At 57.7% G+C, this 25,100-nt stretch carries 10 protein-coding genes; 3 read left to right on the top strand and 7 right to left on the bottom strand.

Annotated elements, in window-relative coordinates; genetic code table 11:
• The 4 genes from ABIQ96_RS04195 to ABIQ96_RS04210 form a co-directional block, all read right to left on the bottom strand.
• The coding region (locus ABIQ96_RS04195) for a two-component regulator propeller domain-containing protein (RefSeq protein ID WP_348213298.1) at positions 1-1,507 on the bottom strand (1,507 nt) is incomplete at its 3' end.
• A gap of 108 nt (positions 1,508-1,615) precedes the next feature.
• Positions 1,616-2,092, bottom strand: a complete 477-nt coding sequence (locus tag ABIQ96_RS04200) for a hypothetical protein (protein WP_348213299.1) — start codon at positions 2,090-2,092, stop codon at positions 1,616-1,618.
• A gap of 1,227 nt (positions 2,093-3,319) precedes the next feature.
• Entirely contained in the window at positions 3,320-6,934 is a 3,615-nt protein-coding gene (locus ABIQ96_RS04205; RefSeq protein ID WP_348213300.1) for a CHAT domain-containing protein, read from the bottom strand.
• A gap of 100 nt (positions 6,935-7,034) precedes the next feature.
• On the bottom strand, positions 7,035-8,783 hold the full coding sequence (locus ABIQ96_RS04210) for a metallophosphoesterase (RefSeq protein ID WP_348213301.1): 1,749 nt from the start codon (positions 8,781-8,783) through the stop codon (positions 7,035-7,037).
• Positions 8,784-9,228: 445 nt separating this feature from the next.
• On the opposite strand from ABIQ96_RS04210, the gene ABIQ96_RS04215 reads away from it, so the two are divergent.
• From ABIQ96_RS04215 to ABIQ96_RS04225, 3 genes are all read left to right on the top strand, one after another.
• Positions 9,229-10,779, top strand: coding sequence for a hypothetical protein (locus ABIQ96_RS04215; RefSeq protein ID WP_348213302.1), 1,551 nt, complete (start codon positions 9,229-9,231; stop codon positions 10,777-10,779).
• A 132-nt stretch (positions 10,780-10,911) separates the two neighbouring features.
• On the top strand, positions 10,912-14,694 hold the full coding sequence (locus ABIQ96_RS04220) for a CHAT domain-containing protein (protein ID WP_348213303.1): 3,783 nt from the start codon (positions 10,912-10,914) through the stop codon (positions 14,692-14,694).
• Positions 14,695-14,733: 39 nt separating this feature from the next.
• On the top strand, positions 14,734-15,591 hold the full coding sequence (locus ABIQ96_RS04225; protein ID WP_348213304.1) for a matrixin family metalloprotease: 858 nt from the start codon (positions 14,734-14,736) through the stop codon (positions 15,589-15,591).
• A 231-nt stretch (positions 15,592-15,822) separates the two neighbouring features.
• Here ABIQ96_RS04225 and ABIQ96_RS04230 read toward each other — a convergent pair whose 3' ends face one another.
• The 3 genes from ABIQ96_RS04230 to ABIQ96_RS04240 form a co-directional block, all read right to left on the bottom strand.
• Positions 15,823-17,766: a glycoside hydrolase family 2 TIM barrel-domain containing protein gene (locus tag ABIQ96_RS04230; protein WP_348213305.1), complete on the bottom strand. Its 1,944-nt coding sequence runs from the start codon at positions 17,764-17,766 to the stop codon at positions 15,823-15,825.
• 483 nt (positions 17,767-18,249) lie between these two features.
• Positions 18,250-18,726, bottom strand: a complete 477-nt coding sequence (locus ABIQ96_RS04235) for a hypothetical protein (RefSeq protein ID WP_348213306.1) — start codon at positions 18,724-18,726, stop codon at positions 18,250-18,252.
• A complete protein-coding gene (locus tag ABIQ96_RS04240) occupies positions 18,723-25,061 on the bottom strand; it encodes an RHS repeat-associated core domain-containing protein (protein ID WP_348213307.1) in 6,339 nt (2,112 codons plus the stop codon). Before ABIQ96_RS04240 ends, ABIQ96_RS04235 begins: the two co-directional genes overlap by 4 nt.
• Positions 25,062-25,100 lie beyond the last annotated feature (39 nt).

Here is a 25,100-nt window from a genome sequence, read left to right on the forward strand (position 1 = left end):
AAACCGTGTCCGGGCCATCTGGAACGATGAACTGAATGCCCCCTCGATGCTGAGCCTCCGGTAACGGCACCGGGACGAATTGCTCGCCTGATTTCTGGAAAACCAAACCGTCTTCCGTTCCCGCCCAGATCCGACCGGCGGGATCTTCGGCCAGGGAAAGCACATGTGTCAACCCGCCTGTCTCAGGCATACGGAGGTCCTGCCCGGCCTGGTGACGGACGAGCGGACCGTTGATAGTCGCAGCCCATAGATTTTCATTCCGGTCCACCAGCAACGCAGTGACGCGATCACGCAAGGATTCACGGCGGAACGTCCCTTCACTCAAGTGCAAGAGGCCGAGCCCGGTGCCTACCCACACTCCGCCGGTCGGATCGGAATGGACTGTCATGATGCCCCTCGGCCAGTCAGGCCAGCCGCTCGGAACGGTAAACGTGCGATTGGTCCCGTCGGTCGCACGCACGAGCATGGAGCTGCGCCCGGCCAGCCAGAGCCTCCCCTCATTGTCCACGCATACGGAAGAGGTGTCGTCATCGCGTAACCCATCCTTGGTTTGCCGCAGGTGGAACCGACGCGCATGCAGACGGCTCACCCCTGCGGACTGTGTCCCCACCCAGATGTCGCCCTCCCGATCCTCAAAGAGGGACGACACCGCGCCCCCCTCCACCGGCACCTTTGCCAAAACCCCGTTCCGGAAGCGGATCAATCCGGCATCATTCGTCCCCAACCAAAGAGTCCCCGACGAATCCTCCATCATCACATGCACGGAAAGTGCACCCAAATCCGCCACGGTTTCCTGTGAGCCATCAGGATGGTAACGCACGAGCCGAGTGCCACGTGTCGCCCACATTCCTCCTCCCCCGGTTCGTGCCAGATGCACGGACCCGCCGCCCGCTGGATCGATCGATTGAAAACGCTTCCCGTCAAAACGCCCGCAGCCGGCCGTGTTGGCATGCCAGATCGTTCCGTGGGCCGTAGAACATACTTCATTCTGATGGGAATTCCCGTGGATCCCATCCTGCGCGGTGTAGGTGGTGAGCCGACCAGCCAGCCAGCGGACTACCTTGGTCGGCGTCTCATATCCAAACCAGACCGCTCCTGAGGCGTCCTGGGCAATCGAGATTGCGGGTCCCGCCCGCTCCGTGGCCGGCGTGATCATTTGGAATCGACCGTTCACCCTCCGCGCCACCGCTCCACCCTCCATACCCACCCACAGTTTACCATCACGGGCGGTGAACACCGCCTTCACGCGGTCCGATTCCAGTCCCGGAGTGACCTCACTGTGAAATGTCGTGAACCTCACGCCGTCGAACCGGGCCAACCCACCCAACGTCCCCACCCAGAGATAACCATCGGGTGTCTGCGTCAGGCTCGTCACCCGGTTGCTGGGTAATCCCTCCTCCACGCCCCAGATGCGCGAAATATAATCTGCCGTAACGGGGATCGTGTTCACCTCCACCGGCAATGGATCCGCCGCCGCTGGGAATGCCTCCCCGGCAAATGAAACCATCACGAAGAGCAGCCGACAGTGCGATTTAAACACGTCCCACCCCTACTACCCGATGACTCCGTGAGCCAAGGAAATCCGTCTGCATCGTGCGAGCGATCTAAAAGCGGGTCATTTGGCCTGCGGCGCGGGCGCGCTCGGAGCGACGTTCGAGTAGGCCGAGTAGCCTCCGGTGTTGTAGGCGCGGATGCGGTAACGGAGGGCGGCGGGGCGCTCGATGCCGGTGTTTTCGAAACGGGAGGCGTTGGCAGCGAGATCGGCGATCTCGTAGAAAGGCGCGCCGTCGAGCGAGGCCTCGATCTTCACGCCGGATTGAGAAGTGCCGGAGGCATTTTTCCACTCCAAGCGCACCACGCGGCCGCCGAGCGCGGTCGCAGCGAGCGCGACAGGGGCAGCGGGCGGAGCAGACGGCTTCCGCTCGATCATGACGTGGTCGAAAACGCCTTGGGGCGAATCCGTTGCTTTTCGTCCGGGCGGAGTCGCGCCAGTGCTGGCGAGCAGGCCGCGCTCGCCTTCATCAACACCATCCGGATCCGGCGGAACTACACGCCAAACCCTCCTTCGAGGATTGCTGGCGCGGAGCACCATGGCTGCGGAGAAATTCGGATACCGCCCGGAAGAATTTTCCGTAAACGCGAAGCAGCCACTCAAGCGACTGGAGCGCATCTTTCTCACCCGCAACATCCGCGGAATCATCATCGGACCATTGCCGCCCGGAGAGTCCCGTGTGAACTGGGATTCGTTTGCGTGGGACAAATTCTCAGTGGTGCGCTGCGGATTCCGAGAGCAATCCCCCCTTTTCACTTCGTTACCAGCGCACAAGCCACCAACACGATGCTTGCCTTCGATAAGATCCGCGAACGCGGCTACCAACGCATCGGATTCGCCGGATCCTGGGACAAGGCACGGATGTTTGGCGCGGGCTTTCATTGGTCGCAGGACGACCTCTCGTTGGAGGCCCGCGTGCCGCCGTTTCTTTTCTCGAAGGAAACTTCCGAACAGAATCAACAACCCCAGTTGCCGCCCCCGGAGCTACGAAGGCACCGGGGACTTTATTCCGTTGGTGTCTCGGGTCCCGCGCCCCCTCCCCATTCACAGCCAGCACGTGCGAAGAGCGTAGGAATGCCACCGCCCGCTTCCGTCAAGGACAGGTTCCCTCCGCTGCGCTCACTGCCCGCTTCCGCACTGTGTGTGCAGCTCCACGCAGTTCCGGAATTCGGTTAGGGCGGTTTCGAGCAGCCTTCTTCGGTCGAAGCGCAAAGCCCTGGTCGTTACCAACAACCAAAAAACACCTAACATCATGCCTTCCACAAAGATGATGGACGTAAAAAAAGGCTTCACCAACATCCCGCGTTCGCAGGATGAATCCGCACGGCGGAGAACGCCGAGCGATTCATCCTGCGAAATCCTAAAATCTCGCGTGCTTCGCCTCTTCCTTGTATTTTAGCTGATCGGTGGTGCAGTCGGCGGCGGAAATATCTTCTCTTTCAAAACGGCTCGGTTTTAATCATTTCCCTGCGGATTTCTATCCTTTCGTTTACGCGTGGTTATTCGCCTTACCTTGATTTCATAGCGAGGTCTTAAGCTGTCGGTGGCGTCGAAGCCTTGATTTGAATTGGGGGGCACGCGTCAGGCCGAGTGCTTTCACGACAAGCCATGCGGCGTAATCCCCAATCGGGTTGTTACCGGTGAATTGCTTGGAAATAGCTTCGACCTAGTGGGAGTAAATAGACCTAATCAACCCTAATAAATGCCGGTGCTTTTTGATCGAGGGGATTTTGCAGTGCGATATCCCGATTTCAGGTGGAAAAAATTTCAGCGATTCGTGACGAGACGGAAGTTAGAACCTCCGAAGAGCATGTAGTTGGCCCAGTCGGGTTCCTTGGCATCAAACAATTTCTTTCTACTGGCGAGGACGGCCAGTTCGAGAGTCAGTCCCGCAGCGAGTTCGGTATAGACCGAACAGGCGAAGGATTTCGCGGCCACATCGCCGACTTCCCAGAATGTTCCGAGGTAGGCATCGATCCCGCTGTGGAGAAACAGTTCAGCAAAGGCGGTGGCCGCGGCACCTGTTTTCGTCATGTTCTTACCCCGCACCCTGCCACCTTCGCACGCATTGACAAAGGCCATGCGGGGCAATGGGTCAACGTTCGCAAGGTCCACCCCGGTGAAGATATTGTCGGCGAGGATCAGGCCGCTCTGGTCTTTGTCCGGGCCATCGAAGAACGCATGGCCGCAATAATGCAGGACGTCCGCTTCCGCGAGCGCCGCCGCGACTTTTTTCACCGTGGCGTCTTTGTTCCATAAAAGAATCAGATCCAGCTTGTCCTTATAATGGCTCAAGATTGCTTTCACGGCGTTCGCCTCGTCCTCGGCACCAGGCAGATCGTTCTTGGAATTCGACAAGACCAAAAGCACCTTCAATTTGCCTTTTTTCGCTGGCTTGGCGAATTGGCGCTCGAATGCCAGGCCGGATACGGAAAGGAGGCGGGTGATCCCACCGCGCAGGGCAGGCCTCATGGACCCCTCCTCCGATTTGGGTTCCGTCTTCGCCAGCAACATCTCGAAGGGAATCCGCGCGGATGCCGCGTCATGGACAATCACCAACCGGGAATCGGAGAATGTTGAAAAGATCGCCGCCGCATTTTCGCCAAAGACGCTTTTGGCCAGGGAGGCTCCCCGTGAATCGAGCGCGGCCAGTGTGGGCGTAGCCCGGCGGGATTGGGCGCTTCCCGCCGACAGCCGTTCGAGATCCGTCTGGGGCAGGTCGTTGCCGATACTCGATACCACCGCAGAGGAAGAAGGTGGAAGGAAGGTGGTCTTCAAGCGCTCGCCTTCCAGCTCCACGGTCAGGTACAAAGGCGCGGGAGTTCCGGGAGCGTCATCCAGGGCGATGGTGGAACGCCGTGTGGTGAGCTTGACCTTCGGATTCTTGCCAAGGACTTTCGCCAGTTGTTCATAACGGTCCGGATCGTTCTCATACCACAGCACGACAGCACCGTCGGGCAGATTGCGCATACCCTTCACCATTGCCGAAGCGACAGCCCCCGTTTCCGGCAGCACGTTGCCGCCGAAGCTGACAATGCCCAACCGTTGGAAACCATGCTGGCGGGCCTGCTCGGCGGTATCCGCTGCGGCACGGGTCACTCCCTGCAGCACGGATTTCGCATCCTCCAGTTTTCCCAATGAGGCAAGATAGAGCCAGTCCGCATCGATTCTTGACTCTCGCAGGCTGACCAGCGACCTGCTCCTGGAATGAGCCCAGGTCGCGGTTCCTCCGGTCACCTCGTCGAGCGCGGCGCCGGCGCCCCGCAAGGGCACTCCTTCCAAGGTTCCGATCGCAACCGCATCCAGTTTGTCCGCAGAGGTGATGCTGTCCTGGATCAACTCGATCTGCATTTTCCCGGCAACCTTCTTACGGGCGACAAACAAGAGGCCCTTCGAGACCAAGGCAGCGATCGTCACTGGATCCTTGGTCGAAAAGAGCTGCTTGTTCTCCGCCACGGAGAGTCCGTTCCAATTCCTGGACGTGGTATCGCTCTTGAGAAACGGGCGGGACAGCCGTGTGACCTCATTGGCGAGATCCTCCATCTTCCGCGGCAAGCCGAGCTTCCGCCGCATCGGGTGGCGATCGATGGCACCCGCGGCTTTCTTGAAGACGCGGTCTTTCATCCATGTCTTGTCCTGCAAGGCAGCTGGAGTTTTTTTCCCTAGCAGCAGATCCGCGACCAGGGCTGCCGCACCGCCGAAGCCCCCGGCGACATAGAGGGGATTTTTCTCCTGCAGGGAATGCCACGCCTCCTCCACCAGCCCGGGATAACGTCCACTATAGCCTTCCTCGTTAGCCACCGTGCGGGGCTCGGTTTTTCCGCCAAGCTGGAAACAGGCCTGGACCTGCTTCGCCATCACCCGCCGCATATCCGACAGGTAGAGCGCGGCCGGTATGGCGGGAGTGGCCGGAGGTTTTGGCAGCAGCGCCATTTTCACCATGTCCGGGGATTTCAGCAGCGAGTGGATGATGAGTGGGGTGTTCTCGGGCGCGTCTCCCGGGGGGATGGTGGCCACAAGATAGCTGTGCAGATGTTGCGCCTCCGCGCTGGCGGTCTGGTTGTAGGTCTGAATCAATTGCGCCAGCAGGGGAGTATAACCATCCGGCCGGAAGTCCCCACCGTATGCGATGGCCGCTCCGCAGGAAATGAGTGTCCGGGCGACTTGGACCGTGGCGTCCTCTGCATGAAATGAAGTATAACCCAGTGGACCATCCGAATCCGGGCTTTTTGAAAGGGACATGGCGACCTGCATGCCTTCGAGCGGCGAGGAGACATCCGCCGCTCCCTCACGGCGGTTGAGAAGTCGGCGAAAGGCGGTGGATGGAGTCGCAAGGTGCAACCGCGGACGGGCGGATTTTAGAACCCTTCGTTCGATGGCGGACAGCTCCGGGTCGGGATGCAAAACCAGCCGCGACTGTTCACCCAGAAGTGGTCCTTGGGCGAAATCCAGCAGCTCCGGCGGACGCGCCATGGTCACCACATCCTCTGGCAGGCCGGCCGCCTCTTTCACCCGGTCGGCTTCCTTCCGGAAATATTGGGCGCGCAGCCACTCGACGAGTGCCATGGAAACAACGGGCGCGGGATTCCCATCCCACACCAGGCTCGGGCCATTCCCGCCATAAGGTGAACTCCGGATTTCGCCGCGCCGCAGGACTTCCACGCTCAGTGTCGGGAGCTCGTTCATCTTCGCGTGCAGCAATTCCTTTTGGCACCAAACGCGGGAGCTGAATGCATCCCCGCGCACCGCAATGAATACCCCGTGGCTCACGGCTTCCTCCACCTGGCTCTCCAGCGATTCCCCAGGATGCAGGTCGTTCGTGTCAAAGAAGGCATTCGCGGAACCATCCGTCACCACATAATCGTGGATGCGGCGGGCGGCTTCATTGGTTGATTCCAGATCGGCTTTCGCATGGGAAATAAACAGGCGGATCCTATTCTCGTCCTTTTCCCAGATGCGCGCGGTGCCTAGAATCAGTTCGTCCAGAGTCCGCCGCCTCGGATCCCCCTTGCCATACAGCATGGTTAGCAACTGCTGGCCCGGCAATTTGCTCTCCACGGCGCGCCAGTTCGGGGAAATGGGAACAGGCAACACCAAGGTGCCCGGATTGCTCCATTCCTTCAGTTTGGCAAGGACCTCCTCCTTCATTAGGTTGAACGTGTCCTTGCCAAGCACCGGAATGAGCACGTTGGTTTCCGCCAGCTTGGGATTTACCTTCGTGTGGCTTACCGCGACTAAAACAGGGATACCCGGCCCATATGCAAGAGGGTCGCGAACAGGCCGCGTCAACCGTTCGTAGAGATCCATGCCCAGACGCCGGGCTTCTTCTTGGTCGGAGTCATCGAAGTAAATCGTCTGGAGGGTTAGGACGGGCAGATTCATGAGGAAATCGAATGGTTCACGACGCTCGCCGGGCGGGGACGATGGCGGTGGAAATGCGCACCTGGACCCGGCCTGAAGCAGGTCCGTTGTGGGATCATGCCTAACGTCGGTTTTTCTTTGCGATCTTCTTCGTGGCCTTTTTCGCGACGGGTTTGGCGGTCTTCTTTGCGGCTTTTCGGGCCGGTGCCTTTTTCGCGGCCTTGGTCGCCCTTTTCGCTGCGGCCATCTTGATCCCAGGCACCCCGTGGGGGCTTGGGACCGTAACAATCAGCGGGTTTGTGCGGGAAACCACACAATCGAAGCGCGGTTTGCCACCGGCGTGGTCAAAAACCTGGAAGCGGAATTCACCCGGACTGGCATCGATGCGGCCGAAGCCGAAAGGGACGACGCGGACGCCTTCATACATCGGAGCCGTTTCATCAAGGCGGTCTTCCTGCCAGAGAACGTCCTTGATCGTCTTGTCCGCTTCGAAGTTCTTTTGGGTGACCGGAACTCCACCGTGGCCGAGGCATACGCAAAAGTCCGGCGCATCCTTGAGTCGGGCGGTCTTGCGTTCCGTCTTGGGCTTGAAGACCACGCCACGGTGCTCGTGACCCCAGAACCAGGCATCGATCCCTTTGTATACCCCTGCGGCTTTCAACAGTTTCACAGCCTCGTCGGCGTGCTGGTCTTCCGTGGTGCGGGAAGAACACGGCTGGTGATGGGTGAGAAGGATGCAACCTTTTCCGGGCGCCCGTTTGCGCTCCCTGGCCATCCAGGTCACCTGGGATTTCGTGAGGATTCCATTCTGCCCGCCGTAGTCCTTCAGGGTGGGGCCGCCGAACAAGGCGTCGGAAAGGGAGGGCAGGTTCCAAGATGTATCAAGCCCGAAGACCTGCCAGTTGTCATCCTCGATGAGGAAAAAGCTGGAGGGTTGTTTGTCGGCGTCACCATGCCAACGCAACATGACCTTGTCGCGGAGCAGCGTGTCGAAGTAGCCGCCGCCGCCGGAATACATGTCATGGTTTCCATTGAGGCTCCAACAGCCGACCGACTTGAGGAGATCCCCGGTGACCGGCCATTGGGGAAGCATCCTGCTGGCGTATTCCCCGGGCTCGCCAACATAGTAAACGTCGCCCAAGTGGATGACATGCGGCTGGCGGGAGCCGTCCATCGCCCGGAGTTGTTCCGCGATACGGTTGGTCACCTCCTTCGCGAGCGGCAGGCCGGTACCCCAGTCGCCGAAGAGAAAGAGCGTGAGGGGCTTGCTGGATTTCGCGGTCTTGGCGGGATTGTCGTTGAATTTGCGGCGCTCCGAAAAAAGTCCTCCAAACTTCGCCTTGAATCCATCCAGCGCATAAAGCGGATCCTCACCCTCGACGAAGGGCTTTGCCATGCCCAGAGCCGCGCTCGGAGGGGCACTTCGCCGTTTTTTCCGGGGCACCAGCTTGAGAGTGGCCGAGGTGTCCTTGGCCTTCTTTTTCCCCGTTGCCCCTTTCTTGCCAAAAGCCATCTTGGCCACCGGGCCTCCCCGCGTTCCGCCGGCTCCCGTTGCGGGAGCGGCTTTCTCAACCAGGTTTTTCTCCACCGCGATCTCGGTCATGCCCGCCTGCAAGCCGCAGGTGATGGGATCGGAAGGGATATAAGCGCTGCCCTGTGGATGCTTGTCATCCTTCTCCGCGCTTTTCAACGCGTGATCCAGCGCGGCAATGACCTGCCCGACTTGTTTCAGGGTGATCCCTTCGCGCTTGATGGCGGCGAGCGCCTTCGGATCCTTTGCCAGGATTGCCCGCTGCAAGACAATCAGGTAGTCACGCTGGCTCTTCGTTTCGTCCAGCACGTATTTTCTATCCAGGAATTCGGAGATCATGGCGATAGGGGAGGGTAAAAGACCGGGTTTTCCATGGCACGAGCCGGATGGATCATCAGGAAGGATGTCAAAGGCACGTCAGACGGATTCGAATGTTCCCGAGCTAACACAGGCTATGAGACAAGTCCGCGGGCGGCAAGGTTCAATATAAAGTTAGGAATCTTTTGCGGTTGCCTATCCGGAGTTGCGGATCGTTGCCACGAAGTTGGGAATCATTGCCGATTTGAACAAGCGGCAGCGCACAAGCTCACGACAATTCTGTTGCCATGCCAAAGAAAAGGCTGGATATGCCGGAAATAAAGCGCTTGAACCTATCGTGTTAGGCGTGGAAAAACCCCCGTCTGTTAGTTCGGCCTCGGAGGATTGCCTGAACAGCTCCCCCACTTGGATCGATCGACCATCCCCTCCCCGCCACTTGATAAAAATCAACCCCCGAGTCACCGTCATGCCTGCAAAGAAATCCGCAAAGAAATCCGCCAAAAAGGTGGTGGCCACGAAGAAGGTCGCCAAGAAAGCCAAGCCCGCGAAGAAGGCGTCAACGAAATCTATCTCGTCCGAGAAATCCGCCACCAAGGCCTCGGTAAAATCCCTGCTCAAGGGCGCGGCCCTCTCCGCAGCCATCAGGGCGGGTGAGATCCCGTGGCGTCCCGCACCTAAGAAAGTCGCAGCCAAAAAAGCCGCGGCGAAGGTAGCCCGGGCATCCGGCGGTGCGGAACTTCCCATCGACCAGAAGCAGGCACGGAGGGTGACCCGCTGGATGATGGATCACTACGGCCCGAAGCTGCGGAAGGCCTGCGCCGGAACGTCCTTCAGTCCCGAACTCTTGTGCGCGATCGTTTGCCAGGAAACGGCCTATTTCTGGCTGCCGCTTCTGGACAAGCTGGAGAAGACGGCGGAGTTCAAGGACAAGTCACCTGAACTCGCGGACCTCATCCTTGCCCGCTGCGTGCTGGATGCCAGCGGCGATTTCCCGGGCACCTCGCGTTCCGCTTTCCCGAAGAACACCGCTGCCTTCCGGGCGAAATACGGCGCGGATTTCACCAACCTGTTGATCGGGGAGGCCAACAAAACGCGCGCGCTCCGCAATTTCGGCCCGAAGGATTGGGTCTACAAGGGCTACAGCCTGTTCCAATATGATCTCCAGTCCGTCTTGGAGGATGAATCGTTTTTCCGGGAACGGAAATGGTATGACTTCGAGGCCTGCCTCGGCAAGTGCATGGGAGAGCTGAAGCAAAAGTTCAAGGCAACCGGCGAATTGTGGGAAGCCGTCCGCGCCTACAACGGGGCCGGGGCCTCCGCCCGGCAGTATCGCGATAACGTGCGGACCTTTTTCGCATGGACGACGGACGAGATTTCAAAAATGCCGCCGGCTGCCGTGATCGTGGCTCGGGCTGCCGCGGTGCCCAAGTCCAAGCCCCAACTGGACCGCGCGGGCCTTGCGAAGAAGCTCGAAGAGTTCAAGATCGACCGCGCGACCTATCCACTCGTCGTCGTCGGCATCCGCGGTTATTACAAGGACACGATGGGCAAGCCCGGGGTGAATGACCGCGGAATCTACGACGACGCGATCTTCATCGACAGCGATGTCACCTTCGCCTCTTTCAACGGCAATACCGATCCTTCAAAATTCCGTCCCGGCAGTGGCTTCGGTACGAACAAGGGTATCGCCAAGCTCAAGTCCGGCATCTGCTACTACGCCCACAAGCTGGATTTCCATGGCAGCAAGGTCTTCGGCCCCTACCGGGCGATCTGCCAGCGGAATGGCAAGGTGACGGTTCAGCGCGATGCCAAGGATGGCACTTCCTATGAGGAAACGGGGATGTTCGGCATCAACATCCACAAGGGCAGCTACAATGGCACCTCCAGCGAAGGCTGCCAGACACTTCATCCGGATCAGTGGGACGGGTTCATCGCCATGGCGATGGATCTGGCCAAACGCTACTACGGTGCCAAGTGGGATAAGCAAACCATCCCTTACATCTTGATCGAGTCATAGTTTCCACACGATTTCCGCCTGATTGTGTTTGAAGGGAACCGCGGCGCACGGTGGGGAAATCCCCGTTGCGCCGCGGACGCTCCCTGTCCCGGCTAACAGGAACAACCAAAACCATCACCCATTGCTCACATCATGCCCGCGAAAAAGAAACCCGCCGGAAAGGTGGCGAAAAAAACGGTTGAAAAAGCGGCTGAAAAAGCAGCCGTGAAGCTCACCCGGAAAACACCGGTTAACAAGAAGGTGCCTGCGAAAACCGTGCTGCCCAAGGCAGCGGGGGAAAAAGGCCTGATTCTCGATGCGGTCGATGGCGGCTGGATATTTACCCGCACAGGAACTGTCCCGGGCGGTGCCGTGGCCCTTCAATCGCGTGGAGGCGGACCCGCCGCGCATGGCCTGCCGGAATTCCTGAAAGGCGATGAATTCGAAATGCTGGACCAGGGCGAGCTCAGGTCCACAACCGGCCGGCGTGGAGCAGGCGGCGGCGGCACGACCTCCCAACTGCAACTAACAGCCCGGGTGTCGGCGGAAGCGGCCGTATTTCTCACCGTCCGGCAGGAATCCGGCGCGCTTTCATTTCATCGTCCTGCCGCGAGCACGGGAAGGCGCGGCAGTGCCGGGGCCAACCAGGTCATCTTTGACATATCTCTGCCGGTCGCGTCGGATTCCCAACGTCGCGGGGTCTTCTCGAAGATCGTGCACGTTGTTCTGGTCAAGGTGGTCGACAAGATTGCCGGCGCACTGGTGGACCACGCGGCCGAGTGGGCGGTGCCGTTTCTGGCAAGCCGCCTGGAGAAACGCCTGTGGAAGAACCGTACGCTCGGGTGGGTGCGTGTGACGCCCGCGTTGTTTGCCGCCAAGACGGATGGCATGAAACCGATCAAGCCCGCAATAGCAGCGGGTCAGCGTGGATTGCTTTTCATCCATGGCACTTTTTCATCATGTCACGGCGGCTTCCGGGATCTCGCGCAAACTTCGTTTTTTGATGCGGCGCGGTCTCTCTACGGGGACAATTTATTCGGCTTCAATCATTTCACGTTTAGCGCCACTCCGGAAGACAACGTCAAGGATCTGCTGGATTCCCTGCCGGATACTGACATGGAGATCGATATCATCTCGCACTCGCGCGGAGGACTGGTTGTCCGGGATTTGATGGAAGGCTCGGGCCTCGCCCATCCGAAGCGGAGACGGCTGAAGGTCGGACGCGTGGTGATGGTGGCCAGCCCGATGCTCGGCACCCCGCTCGCTTCTCCCACACATTGGGACAGCAAGCTTTCATTCTGGGCAAACGTGCTGGAGATGCTGCCGGACAATCCATTCACCACCGCAGGCGCATGGCTTGCGGAGGCTCTGCAGTGGTTCGCTGGAAATGTGCTGGGGAATTGCTCCGGCCTGGTGGCGATGGACCCCGTCGGCGATTTCATCACTGAGATCAAGGAACCTCCCGGGCAGCCGCAAGGTTCGGAATACCACGCCATCATTTCGAATTTTCATCCACAGCGGGACTGGTGGGCACGCTTGGGAGACATGGGGATCGATGGATTCTTTGGCGGGGCAAACGATCTTGTCGTCCCCAGCGAGGGTTCCTGGAAAATTTCCGATTCCAATACCGACACGATCGCGGGAAACCGCATTGCCTGCTTCGGCGCGGGTGGGAATATCCCATCGGACACCCTTGTCCATCATTGTAATTACTTCTCGCAAGGTGCCACGGTGGACTACCTGCTGGCCACTCTCGGCGGCAAGCCATCCGGTCTTGAGACGATCTATCCTTCTGCTGTTCTCCCGGATCGCTCGCTGCGACTGACGAGGGGTGGGGAGGGGCCACCACAGGCACATCTTCCATCCGCGCTTCAACCACCGGCGCAACCGCCGCTCCAAGGATTCATGCTCGAAGATGTCAGCCATTGGAACAAGGAGGATTGCCTCTATCTGACCGTCGTCTCTGGCGGGGAAGAGAAGGAAATCGAGCACGAAGGCGACAATGAACCGGTGCCGGTGTTGCTCGTGAGCTACGGTAGCGCGCGTGTTGCGGCCCCCTTCCGCATCCGCGGCAGCAAGGAAAATGCCGGGATCCGGTGGAGCAAGATCATCGACATGCAGCAATTCATGGTCGGTTATGCCAACGGCAAAGCCGTCTCCTATGTGATGCCTGACAAAAGCCGCATAGAAATCCCCACTCAGGCATTCCTGGAAGCCTTTGGCGATGAACTCTTCCGGACACTGTTTCCCGGCGAGGTGCGCATTCTTTACAACATCGCCCGCTACCAGCATGCGAGACGGCGGCTGAATATCGTTTTCACTTCCATGATCCCATGGGTCGCCGACTTGCCTTGGGAGATCGCCTTCGACAGTTCCGTGGATGCATTCCTGTCCTGCGCGGACGTCCGCTTCATCCGCAACGTGCTCACCTCTACCCCCGCGAACCGGATCGAGCCGGACCGGGACAAGCTGCGTATTCTCGTCGTCGCCGCACAGCCGGCGGGATTGGGAAGCCTCTCGGTCGATGACGAGCGCAAGGCGATTTACGAATCCTTTCGCCCGTTGATCGACTCCCAACTTGCCGAAGTGGAAGTCTTGACCGGCGTCACCGCGGAACTGCTGCACATCAAGCTGCGGACCCCCGAGCTTTCCCGCTTCGATGTGCTTCACTTCATCGGCCATGGCGAGTTCGACACGCGGGATGACACGGGATATCTCATCTTCGAGTCGGAGGACCGGCGTTCGCAACGGATCTCCTCCGCCAGCTTCCTCAACATCGTGCGGAGCCGCGATATCCGGGTGATCTTCCTCAATGCCTGCGAGACCGGCCGTGGCAATGGCTCGTCCTACAATCGCGGTGTGGCCATGGCATTGGCTCGGGACGGAATTCCCGCCGTCGTCGCGAACCAATACAGTGTCATCGACCGTTCCGCGAGTCTCTTCTCCCTCCACTTCTACGCCTGCCTCGCGCATGGCCTGAATCTGGGAGACGCGATGAGGGAGGCCCGCATTGCCATCCAATACAAGGGCGTGGAGCCCATGGACTGGGGAGTGCCGGTGCTCTTTGCCAGCCAGCCGGATGCGCGGCTTTGCAAGCTGAATCCGAACTTCATGCCCGCCACGTTCATGCCGCCTCCCTTGCCACCGGCACCGGTCCGTGATGAGCCTGCTGAGGGAGCCGCACCGCTGCCCACGGGCGCGAGTCATGCCGTTAAAAAGGCGGCGATGCAGAAGTCCGGGCCCGGAATCGCGAAGACACGTTCAACCGAGTCGCGTCCGACCTGCCGCAAAATCGTCTCGGTTTGGGATGCCGAAAATTCGCTGGCCTATCGGGAGAACCTCGCCGCGACTCTGGCCGAATTGAACGCCGCCCAGGATTCCTTCGCCTTCCAGTTCGAGCGGTTCAGCGCCCCGCGCTATCTCTGGACTCCATCAGCCCGGAACAATACCGGCAGCGTCGCTTACCTGCAGGCGGAAAAAATCGTCGGAGGTCTGGACCGCATCAGGAAGTCGATCGGTTCCGACCATCTGTTTTGCGTGACGGGCCTTCCCCTCCGCGACAAGGAGACCACTGCCCTGTATTTCACCACGGCCAGGTCCGTTTCGATCCTTTCCACATGGGCGCTGGAACCCCCGCTGGAAGGAATTCTTCTTAAACAGGCGATCGCCAACTATGCGGCGATTTCCCTGCTGCACGACCTCTTTCCCCACCTCAAGCACGGCCAATCCTCCTCGGATCGCAACTTCCCGAAGCACACTGTGGGCTACTTCAACTCGGAGCGGAGTGTCGAACATATCACTGGAAAGATGCAGCTCACCCCGCGCATGAGATCCCAGATGGAACGCGGCATGGAGAACATGCCTGTGATCCAGGCGCAGTTCGACTCGATCGAAAAACTCTTCGCTCTCTATCATCAAGAGGAGACAGGCGGGTAAGAGACATGTTTTCCCATCAACCAATCACCGTCCCAAGTTATGAAAAAGAAAATCGCACCTGAAAAAACCGCCGCGGCAAAAGCCCGCATCTGCTTCGAACGCATCCTGCCCGATTCCCTGGACCGGGGAAAAATGGTCCGCCGCGCGATGTTGCACGCCATGGACAATGACGACGGCCTGACGCTGGATCCCGAGGCGGTTGCCGAAGGCCGGCGCATGGCGCTCATCCGCTCCAAGACCTGGGGGGCGGGCCACACCCTGACTTGTCGCTTTCTCGACGGTTCCGCGAAGATGAAAAAGTCCGTGGAGAAATACGCCAAGCTCTGGGAAAAATATGCGAACGTCAAAATCGAGTTTGTCCCCTCCGGGACCGCCGACGTCCGGATCTCATTCTACGCGGATGATGGTTCGTGGTCCGCCGTCGGCACCGACTCGCTGAATCACGATTATTTCCCGCTCCACCAGCCGACGATGAACTTCGGCTGGGTCCGGGACGATACGGATGCCGATACCATCTCCGGAGTCGTGCTGCACGAATTCGGCCATGCGCTGGGTTGCGTCCACGAACACCAGTCACCGGAGTTTGAGCGGAAATGGAATACGAAAAATGTCTATGAATACTTCCAAGGCCCACCGAACTATTGGGATCCGGAAGATATCAAATCCAACGTCCTCGCGAAGTATCCGGAGAAAGGAATCATCGCATCCCGCTTCGACATGAAATCCATCATGCTTTACTCCTTCGATGCGGTTCTCTTCTCCGACCACAAGGGGCCGACCAACGAAAACACCACAATTTCGAAAATGGATATGGAAATGATTGCGAAACTTTATCCCAAAACCCTAGGCGCGGCGAAACCCAAACCGGCCGCCAAGAAAAGCCCAAGGCGAAGGTAGAGTGGGAATGACCAGCCCGGCGCTTCCCGCGCCGCGGCGGCATGGTGCCCGAGGACGATGATCGGCACTGGCGCAAAAATAGTAGCAGCACCCAAAATTTCTAGATCTCCGCGCCCCCGTTGAAGAAAACTTTTAGCATCTACCGGTGACACGTCATCATAAGGGAGAAACCCGGGAATATTACGACGGCTTGGCCAACGCGAACCGCCGAGCATTTTTAAACGGCGAGATTTATTGAGGCTTGGGACCAGCGATTCGCTTCTTCGCCAAGCTGTCGTCATGATGTGGCCCTAGGCGTGCGACGTCATTGATCTCCTTTAGCCAGGCTGCCTCAACCTTGGGGATGCGGTCGTAAGTCAACAGGCCGTTGACCTCGTTCTCGACATCGCTGGTCTGGGTGTATACCGCTGCGGAAAGGCCGAATTCGCGCAACGGACCAAGCAGGCTCATGGTGCGCTTATAGTGATACTTCAAGTCGTCGAGGGATTCGAGCACGCCGCCGTAGCCCCATTTGAAAGTGCCGGGATCCCATAGATGGTCAGGTACGGTAAATCCGTGGCCACCCATTTCCCCACAGACTTTGATGAAGTCCTTAAAGCGCTTGTCATCTAGCGGGAATTCGGGATCGGGGTAGTGGTGCTGGGATGCGATGTCGCCCACCGGCCAGAAGTTTCCACCAGAGGCAATGCAGACGAGGCGTGTGGGATCGTAGTCCTTGGCCATTTTGCCGATTTCCATGCTGTCATGCTGGCCCCAGGATTCGTTGAAGGGGCACCAGACTATGACGCTCGGGTGGTCGCGGAGCTGATCGACCATCGCCTTGTATTCGATGATCCATTGTTGCTTGGCGGCTTCCGGCCAAGTGGCATCCTTCGGGTTGGGAGCGAGGCGGGACCATGGAGGACTGGCACCTTGGGGTGGATCCTTTTCCCACATTCCCGCGCTGACCTGATCTTGCCAGACGGCGAGGCCGAGGCGATCGCACTGATAGTAATAGCGGGCGTTCTCTACCTTCACGTGCTTGCGGACCAAGTTGAATCCGGCGGCTTTGAGGAATTTAAGATCGGACACCATGGCCTCATCGGATGGCGGAGTGAGCAGGCCGTCCGGCCACCAGCCTTGGTCGAGCGGACCAAGCAGGAAAATTTCCTTCCCGTTGAGGGCAATCCGCAGATTGCCGCTCATATCGCGGATTTTCCCAATCGTTCGCAGAGCGGTGTAAGACTGCACGCTATCGAGGATTTTTCCGCTGCCATCCAGCAGTTCCACCTTCAGATCATAAAGCGATGGAGTTTCCGGTGTCCACAGCCGCGGTTCCGGGATCGGGATGGAAAGTTTCTCTCCGCCCTTGGTTGTCGCCACCTCCTTGCCCTCAAAGGACACCGATACCCGCAAGCTCTCGCCTTTCACCGGCGCACCAGCCAGCTTGGCAGTGAGGCGCAACGACCGTGCCGTCGCATCTTCCATCAGTGTCTCAAAATCCAGATCATCAATCCTCCGCTCCGGCACTTGTTCCAGCCAGACGGTCTGCCAGATTCCGGTCACGCGGGTATAGGTGATGCCCTTCGGTTTGAGCGCCTGCTTGCCTCGGAGTTGCCAGCCTTCCGTTGCGTCATGAACTCGGACCACAACCTCATTTCCGTCATCCTTGAGCGCGGAGGTGATATCGAAGGCAAATGGTGTATGACCGCCGACGTGTTTGCCTATATCCCTGCCGTTCACCCAGACCGTGGTTTCGTAATCCACCGCCTCGAAATGCAGCAGGGTCCGTTCTCCAGCCACCAGCTTCGCAGGCAGTTCGCGCCGATACCACAGCGACTGATCCGGGTCAACTAGCTTGCCGACGCCGGATAGCGAGGATTCCGGACAGAACGGCACCAGGATCTTATTAAGGAACTGCGACACTCCTGTCGCGAGTTCCCCTTTCATTTCCCCCGCTATCATCTGCTTCAACACCGCCTCATCCTCACCCTGCGGCGCAATCAAATAGCTCCACATCCCATTTAAGTTCGTCCAAATTCTGCGCTTTAATTGAGGCCGCGGGTAATCCGCCCATACGGCGGACGGATCCAGCTTGATTCCCCATGGCGTCAGCATTTTCCCTTCGACAGGTTTCCAATCTGCGAACGCGTTTTGAATGAGGAATAGTGAGATGAGCAACAGGCGCAGGTTCATAAATAACAGAGGTGAAATATTCTCAAAAGGGATCGCGGGATATCGCACTAAATATAAAAATCCAAGGGCAGCCCCGTTCAATAGTGAGCTCAGTATCGGGAAATTGAATCGTTGGCGTTGGATGCACCGTAAAGAGGAAACAACCAAATCAAAATGTGAAGGCATGAGAACCGGCCTCATTAAATTTAGTATTCAAGCCACCGCCGGTTGAGGAGCTTGACAGGAGGAGAAAAGGTAAAAAGCCTGATAGGCCAGAGCTGTTCAGAGCTGTTAATGGACGACTTGGAAAAATGGTATGATTCTGAAACTTTCGTCGTGCTCATTGGCAACTCACCTCGGGCGAATCATCAAAAGGGTCCATAGGTGATATGGATCGATTTTGAACTCGTAGGAGACATGCAGATCCCAAGGGGAGCTACCATTACTGGGCAGCCTAATTAAGTCCTGACAAAATTCTATATTGTTCATGATGTCCCTGTTTCCCTAAATCCAAACATCAATTCCTATCTCATCCCTAGCAAGAAGCCTGCCATGCAAAGTCTCTGGATTGACAAAAACGGACGCGTAAAACTTCTTTTCGTGAAAACAAACAACTTTCCATCCAAAACCATCTTCTCCGCGACGCCCCCAGAACACCCCAAAACTGGAATTCTCAGGAGGTCGATTCACGATCACTTTTGCGGCTGAAATGACCATGCAAATCTGCTGTGAATCTTGGGAATTGATTTTATCCACCCCTTCATCGACAAAAGCACGTTCGGGGTAGGCGACAATCAAACCATCTTCGGATGCCGATCCGTCGTAGCATATCCAGATTCCCGCTTCACCCATCCCGTATTCAGCTATTTCTCCTACTGTTTCGCACAATAAGACGACGTGGCCGATTGCTGATCGTTCATCCCACCAGACTAGATCTCCAACTTTAACTTTGCTTCCTGATGGGTAAATCATAATTTTCAAGGTATAATTTTCCCACCGCCGAGAGATGGTCCCTCGAAAGCAGGCGGAGGCACGTCGGGACCAGCGGCACCAGGATGATAATGAGGACCCGGCATCGGCACCAATGTATTGTCATCCGAATGAGAGAACCTGAGGTAGCATTGGCATGCTTTTGGGTTAGTCTCAGAGAAAGGCACTTGAGTCATTAACCAATACTTCACCTGATCTATACCATTGGGATTATTCACGTTAGGCGCGTGACGCCCGTTGCTCCGGTCCACACCCTTGGCAATCTGATAAACGTAATCGCGCTCAGGCGGCTTGCAGGATTTGCAACCATTACACTCCTCTTTTTTCGGGCGATCCGGCGGATTTAGAGGAGGGACGGGTTTCGGCTCTGGTTTTGTCTCTGGTTTTATCTCCGGCTCCGGCTCGGGGATTGGCTCTATCTCCGGTGGAGCGGAGACTGGACGGGGAACGTCAAGCACACTTCCAATCGCCAATGCTGTGACAAAAACTTGTTCTTGCGTCACCCCCAATTCCATCGCCATCGCTGGAGAAAGCCCATAAATTGAGGAAAGCCCGAGAATATCCACTGCATTGCAAGGCGCGTTGCGCACGAACGCATTGATATTGCATCCATCTGACTCGCCGAGGGGATCCCTTGATGACCACCGCCCTTGAGTCGGATCATAATACCGATATCCATAGTAATACAACCCTGTCTCCAAGTCCTGCATTTTCGTGGAAAATCCGAAGCTACACGGGACTGTCCCCTCGCTTACCAGCGTGTTGCCGAAGGCATCGTATTCTCGGCGTGAGGTAGGCGCTGTCGCGTTGCTCTTGGTCCAGGCGACGATATTGCCGTCGCCATCATAGGAAGCGCGCTGGGTTCCTAGCAAGTTTGCCGCGGTCACATCTGTCTGCACCAGCAGTCCGCCTACGCCGCCCGTTCCTCGAAACGTGCCGGAAAGATCAATGCCCCAGGTGAAGGTGTTGAGCCGCTGGGGCGTCCCTCCGGTTTCCGCATAAACGTTGCTGGTAGATGTCGTGGTTCCTGAAAACTCGGCAATCACGTTCCAACCGTCATAGAGCCAGCGGTGGTTGCTGAAGGGATCGGTATTGCTTCCCTTCCACACCGTGCGCCCGATCCGCCGACCCTGCCAGTCATACACAAACTTGAGCTTGGTGTAGGGATGGCCGGCGTTCGTCGTCGCGGCGTTTGTGGTTTCCATCTGGATCAGGCGGTTCTCTGCGTCCCAACTATATTTCCAACGTCCGTCGTCGGTCAAGTTCCCGTCGGCGTCGTAGACGGGAACGGTCGGGGTCTTGGCATACCAGAAAAAGTTCGCCGCTGGATCGAGTTGGTCGGTATCATGCTTGGTGACGATCGATTTCCAGACCGGATTGGTGGTATTGGTGGCGGTGATATCGCGCCAATAGATTTCCCCGTTGCGGCTGGCCTCCCCCCCATTAACAACGACTTTATAAGGATCGAGTGGGGCACGTCCGATTGCCGTACGGCTACCTGCGGTGGTGATGCTGGCGTATTGGTTCAGGGAGTTCGGTGTATAAGTATGATTCCCCAGAACCGCAGAATTGCTGGTCAGGCGGTTGCCGGTGCCATCGTAGGTGTAGCTGGTGTCGAGCTGCGGGATGGATGCACCCGCAGCATTTTTCCGCGTGACGTGCCGGATTTCTGAACGGTCAATGGTTTCTCCTGGTTCTCTGTAGGCGTATTCCGCAAACGAACCGTCCTGAAAGGTATTTTTCGTGCGGCGGTTAAGGGCATCGTATCCGTAGGAGTACGAGGATATCGGAACCACAGGGCTTGCCATGCGGTCGGAACGGATGCCGGTCAGGCGGCCGGGGATGTCGTAGTAGCGCGTTTCCTGAAACCAGGAGGAAGTCCCACTGCGACTGTTGATGGTGGAAATCAGCGAGGAGTTTGGATAGTAGGTATAAACGTGGTTTTGCGTGGTGTCGTCGGTGATGGTTTGCAGATTGCCGGATGCCGGGTCATACGTGTACCCCACGGTACGGATCGTTGTCGCTGTAGGAGCGGGTCCGGATGTCTCCTTGACGCCAACGGACCGTCCGGCGGAGTCCGAGGGATCGTAACTCACTCCGACATCGGGAAGCAGCGGATGGGTGGAGGCGTTGTAACGCTCCTTCAGAGTTCCCTTTTTGGCGTTGTAGGTCAGTTTTTCCACCACCACCCCCGCCTGTTTGATGGTGGTGGGGCGGCCGAGACGGTCCAGGTCCTCCAACAGAACATCGGGCGTGTCGGTGTCGGAGTAGTCAATGCCCGTAAGATCACCATAGTTCGTGTAGCTGTAGGTCGCGGAACCCCCTCGCGCCCAAGTGCGCTTCGCCAGCTTTCCGGAGGCGTAGTATTCGTAGTCCACGTGCTTCTGCGCGGCATCCTTCTTCGACGACAAAAGCCCGGAGCCAGGTTGATAAACCCACTCGGTGGTCTGGCTGGCGGAACCGGCTCCATAGGTGGTCATTGTATCCATCGCGCCGTAAGCATCGTAATGGTAACTGACTTTATAGGCAGCGGTTCCGGCCACTTCCGCCACCTTGCCGAGGTCCGAATAGGCGTAAGTGGTGGTTGTCCCCGTCGGATCGGTAGCCACAACGGATGGATTGGTGACGGTGAATAGTCTTCCGGCCGATCTGGTGTTGGAAGCGTAATAGGAATAGTTGGTGGTCTTGTTGGCGTGGTCGGTGGTGGTCCAAAGCAATCCGTTCGCGTTGTATCCCTTCTGGCTGACCGCACCGCGCGGCGAGGTTTCGCGGACAGGCTGCCCCAAACCGTTATATTTCCAACGGGTTGGCTTCACGCCGTTATGGGCGGACTGGCTGACGACCAGGCCAATGACGTTGACAGACACCGCATTCGTGGTCGAAGCGTTGCTGACTTCGGTGGCGACAACCGACTTGCTGCCTTGGTCAATGACGGTCGTGGTGGTAAGCGTCAGCCCGCCGGGAGCGATGGAAATGGTTTGCGAGGCGGTCCCGTTGAGATTGGCCTTGAGACGACGCTTGGTGATGCGGGTGATGCCGTCCGTCTCGGATCCCGCTCCGTTCACATCATAGTTTTTTCTGACAGATACCGCCCAGCCTTCGCCCCCTTCGACGACATAGTAGTTTGAAGATTCGGAAACTCTATCGGAAACCTGAACCGTCCCGTATGGGTCGAGTCCGCTCCCTTCCAGATTATAACCGGTATAGGTGGTGAGGGAACCCGTGAACGGCCTTTCAATGAGCAGGGTCGAGCTACCCCCGCCGGTGGGTTGAGTGATCGAGCCAATGCCGGTTGAACTGTAACCATACGAGGTGGTCACCTCGCCAGTGCCGGTGGGGCTGGGCTTGGTAACTTTCACCGTCCTCCCGGCGCTGTCCGTCTCAGTCACCGTGTAACGCTCGGAATCGGCCGCCCCAAGCGACTTTGTGACAGTCATGTTGCCGTTGGCCAGCATGTCATAGACGTAGAATTCACTGACAACGCTCCAGCCGGTGATGGAAACGACGCGGCCGTCGATATTACGGGCAATGTAACGGCCGGGGTCAGCGGGAGAACCTCCGGGAAGTTGGATGGAAGTGTCACGGCCGTTGCCGTTGGGCGGATAGGAGGTGATGGTCACGGCTCCGAGGTCATTCTGTTCGCTGATGGTCCGGCCCGCGAGATCTTCGGTGATTTCCGAGGTTCTGGAACTCCCACCGGCGGAAACAACCGTCGTCGTTTTCCTTCCAATAGGCGTGTAAGCAGTCAGAATATCGGGTTGGGCATCGTTCCCGCCCTGCGCGGACACGCCGAACCGTGTCGTAAGTCGCGGCCTTGAGATGGCATCAAACAGGTTGCTGGTCTGGATGCCCTGCTCGTCCCAGGAAGTGGCAAGGAATCCGTAACCCGAAGCATCCACTCTGGAGCGGGCGATGGTTCGCCCATCCTGTTGAACGATCACCTCTTTGACCGAACCGTCAGGCCAGAATTCAGGATAAGTATAGGTGGTGGTGGTGACGACGGTCCAATTTCCATGCTCGCCCTCTATCGAACCTTGCTCGTCCTTGATCGAAAACTCCTTAAGATAGGGAATTCCCCGGGAATTCCGGATGACCACCTCGCGGGTCGCCTCGCTATCTGCGGGTGCATGATTCCCGATGAGATTGACGGTCACGGAACGGATGTCATTTCCCCATGGATTGTTCACGTCAAGCAACTGAGGGTTGTTGGCGGTGAAGGTGTAGGTTCCCGGTCCGGTGGAAACGTAGTGACCCCGCTCGTATCCCGTCGCCGTGCCATTTCCGACATCGTCAAATTGCCCCAAAGAAGTGCCAACCCAGGGAGCCCCCCGGTCCGGCGACCACAAATAGGTGAAGGAGCTGGAAGAAAGTCCTCCAACGCCGGACGATCCCTGCCGGATCGCACCGGCGTCGGGTCTCCAATGGCTGTTCAATCCCGCGTCCTCCAACTGGTTCAACATGATGGAAAGGCCGCTTCCCGGACTCCATAAGGATTGGCTCAACTGAACCGGGCTGCTCGAACCCGTGCAAGGACGGGTGATAATGGTTTCCGCCGGCTGATACCCCCCGTTGAGAAACGCCGAGGTAACAAACGCTTCATATTGCTTCACCAAGGTGGATTCGGAATTGCTCGAAGATGCAGAGGCAGGCACGGCGGAATTCCCATTCCAAGGACGCAGGGTTTCTTTGAGAAATCCCTTCCACGGTTCCGCTCGGACCGACTCGCTCCCTGTGTAATAAGTATATGCCTCCCACGAACCATCCGGACGAATCACCGATTTCGGGCGTCCCAAAAAGTCAGGATCCGGCTCCCAAGTAGTCGTGAGACCATGCCCGGCGGTATCATATACCACCTCTTCGATCGGAAACAGGTAACTCGAGAATGCCCCGTTCGGCCCGAATTTGACCTGATAGATCGATGTTTTTGTGGACTTGGCATACAGGACGCCGTCCCGTGTTACCGTGGCAATATCAGTCCGTTGCCATCTCGATTCGTCAGAATCATATTCAAAATTGCTGATGAAATCCGTGGATTCGATGGCGGTGGTGCCGGTGATTTTCGATACTCTCCAAGAATTTGCAGTGAGGAGATTCAAATAGTCGGTGGTGCGAATCACTTGGTTCGGAGCGGTGGTGGTCACCCGAATTCCTCCCGCATGATCCCCCGCCGCGAAAACCGGACTAAATACGACAGTCTTTGTTGGAACGGCATTGAGTTTGATTTCGTGAATGACGTCTCCACCCGGAGTTGTGACCCCGGGGTCGAAGTCTCCTTGCTTGAAAAACCGAACGACGATGGATCCGTTGATGGGCCTGACATCGGCGAGAGTGCCGACATTGGACTGGGCCAACAGTTGGTTCTTATGCTCCACCTCTTGCGAATCGGAGAGGGTGATTGATGGATCGTCATACAGCCCTGAAGCGTAACTGCTTCCCACACAGGGTACCAAAACCGGATCGAAGAAATGAACCTGCAAGATGTCCGTCACCTTGCCAACCTGGACACCGGGCATTCCCGGGTTATTGAAAACCATATTGCCCATGTCCACCAGCAACGGGCTGATAGGCCCTTCCAGCGCGAGCGAACCGATGTTGTATCCCTGCGAAGCGGAGTTCGACCCCAAAGGCAGGCTGAAGTGGAATCCTGCCGGAGAGGTCTGCTGAGGAACCTGGGATGACGGTGCGGGGGCAACTCCTTGGAAATCCGGAGGGATGGAAGGCGGGGTGCTGCCACCGCCGGCAATCGCTCCGGCCCCGCCACCGCCATCATTCGCCTCGCCGTCATTGCCTTGTGCCTGATTGTCATCAGCCTTTCTCACCAATTGGAGTTGGAAATTCATGCGGAAAGTTCCATACGATTCAGCCACTGCCGCTCCTCCGACACATCCCGCCGATTCCACCCATGAACTCCATTTGTTAGTTATCGGATCCTTGGTGGAAATCCGGAGCGTCCAGCCACAAGCATGCTCAGGCGCGAAAGTGGCCTTCACCTGATTTCCAGCGCAACCGGCTGCGGTCCCGCTGACCATCAAATCAATGCTGCCTCCATAGACGATCTCAGGCTTCATTTCAAAATACGGCTCCGAGGGTGTGTCCGTCACCACGGATACCCCCATCGGCTTGGTTCCAGTTGCCGGTTTCCCTCCTACGGACATGGTCACAGTGATCGGCTTGTCGTTCTCCGTGTAATTGGTGGAACCCTCCCCCTTGAATCCAACCCTGATCGTACTGTCGGTGCCGCAGGATGGATCGGGGCAGGTAGCGTAGGTGGATAGCAGGGGAGCCAACGCGAGAATGAGAACCGAAGCAATGGATTTATAATTCATGCGGAAAGTGATAGGAAAATTTCGAAAAACGAATTTATG

The sequence above is a fragment of the Luteolibacter sp. genome (assembly GCF_039920825.1).
GTDB lineage: Bacteria > Verrucomicrobiota > Verrucomicrobiia > Verrucomicrobiales > Akkermansiaceae > Luteolibacter.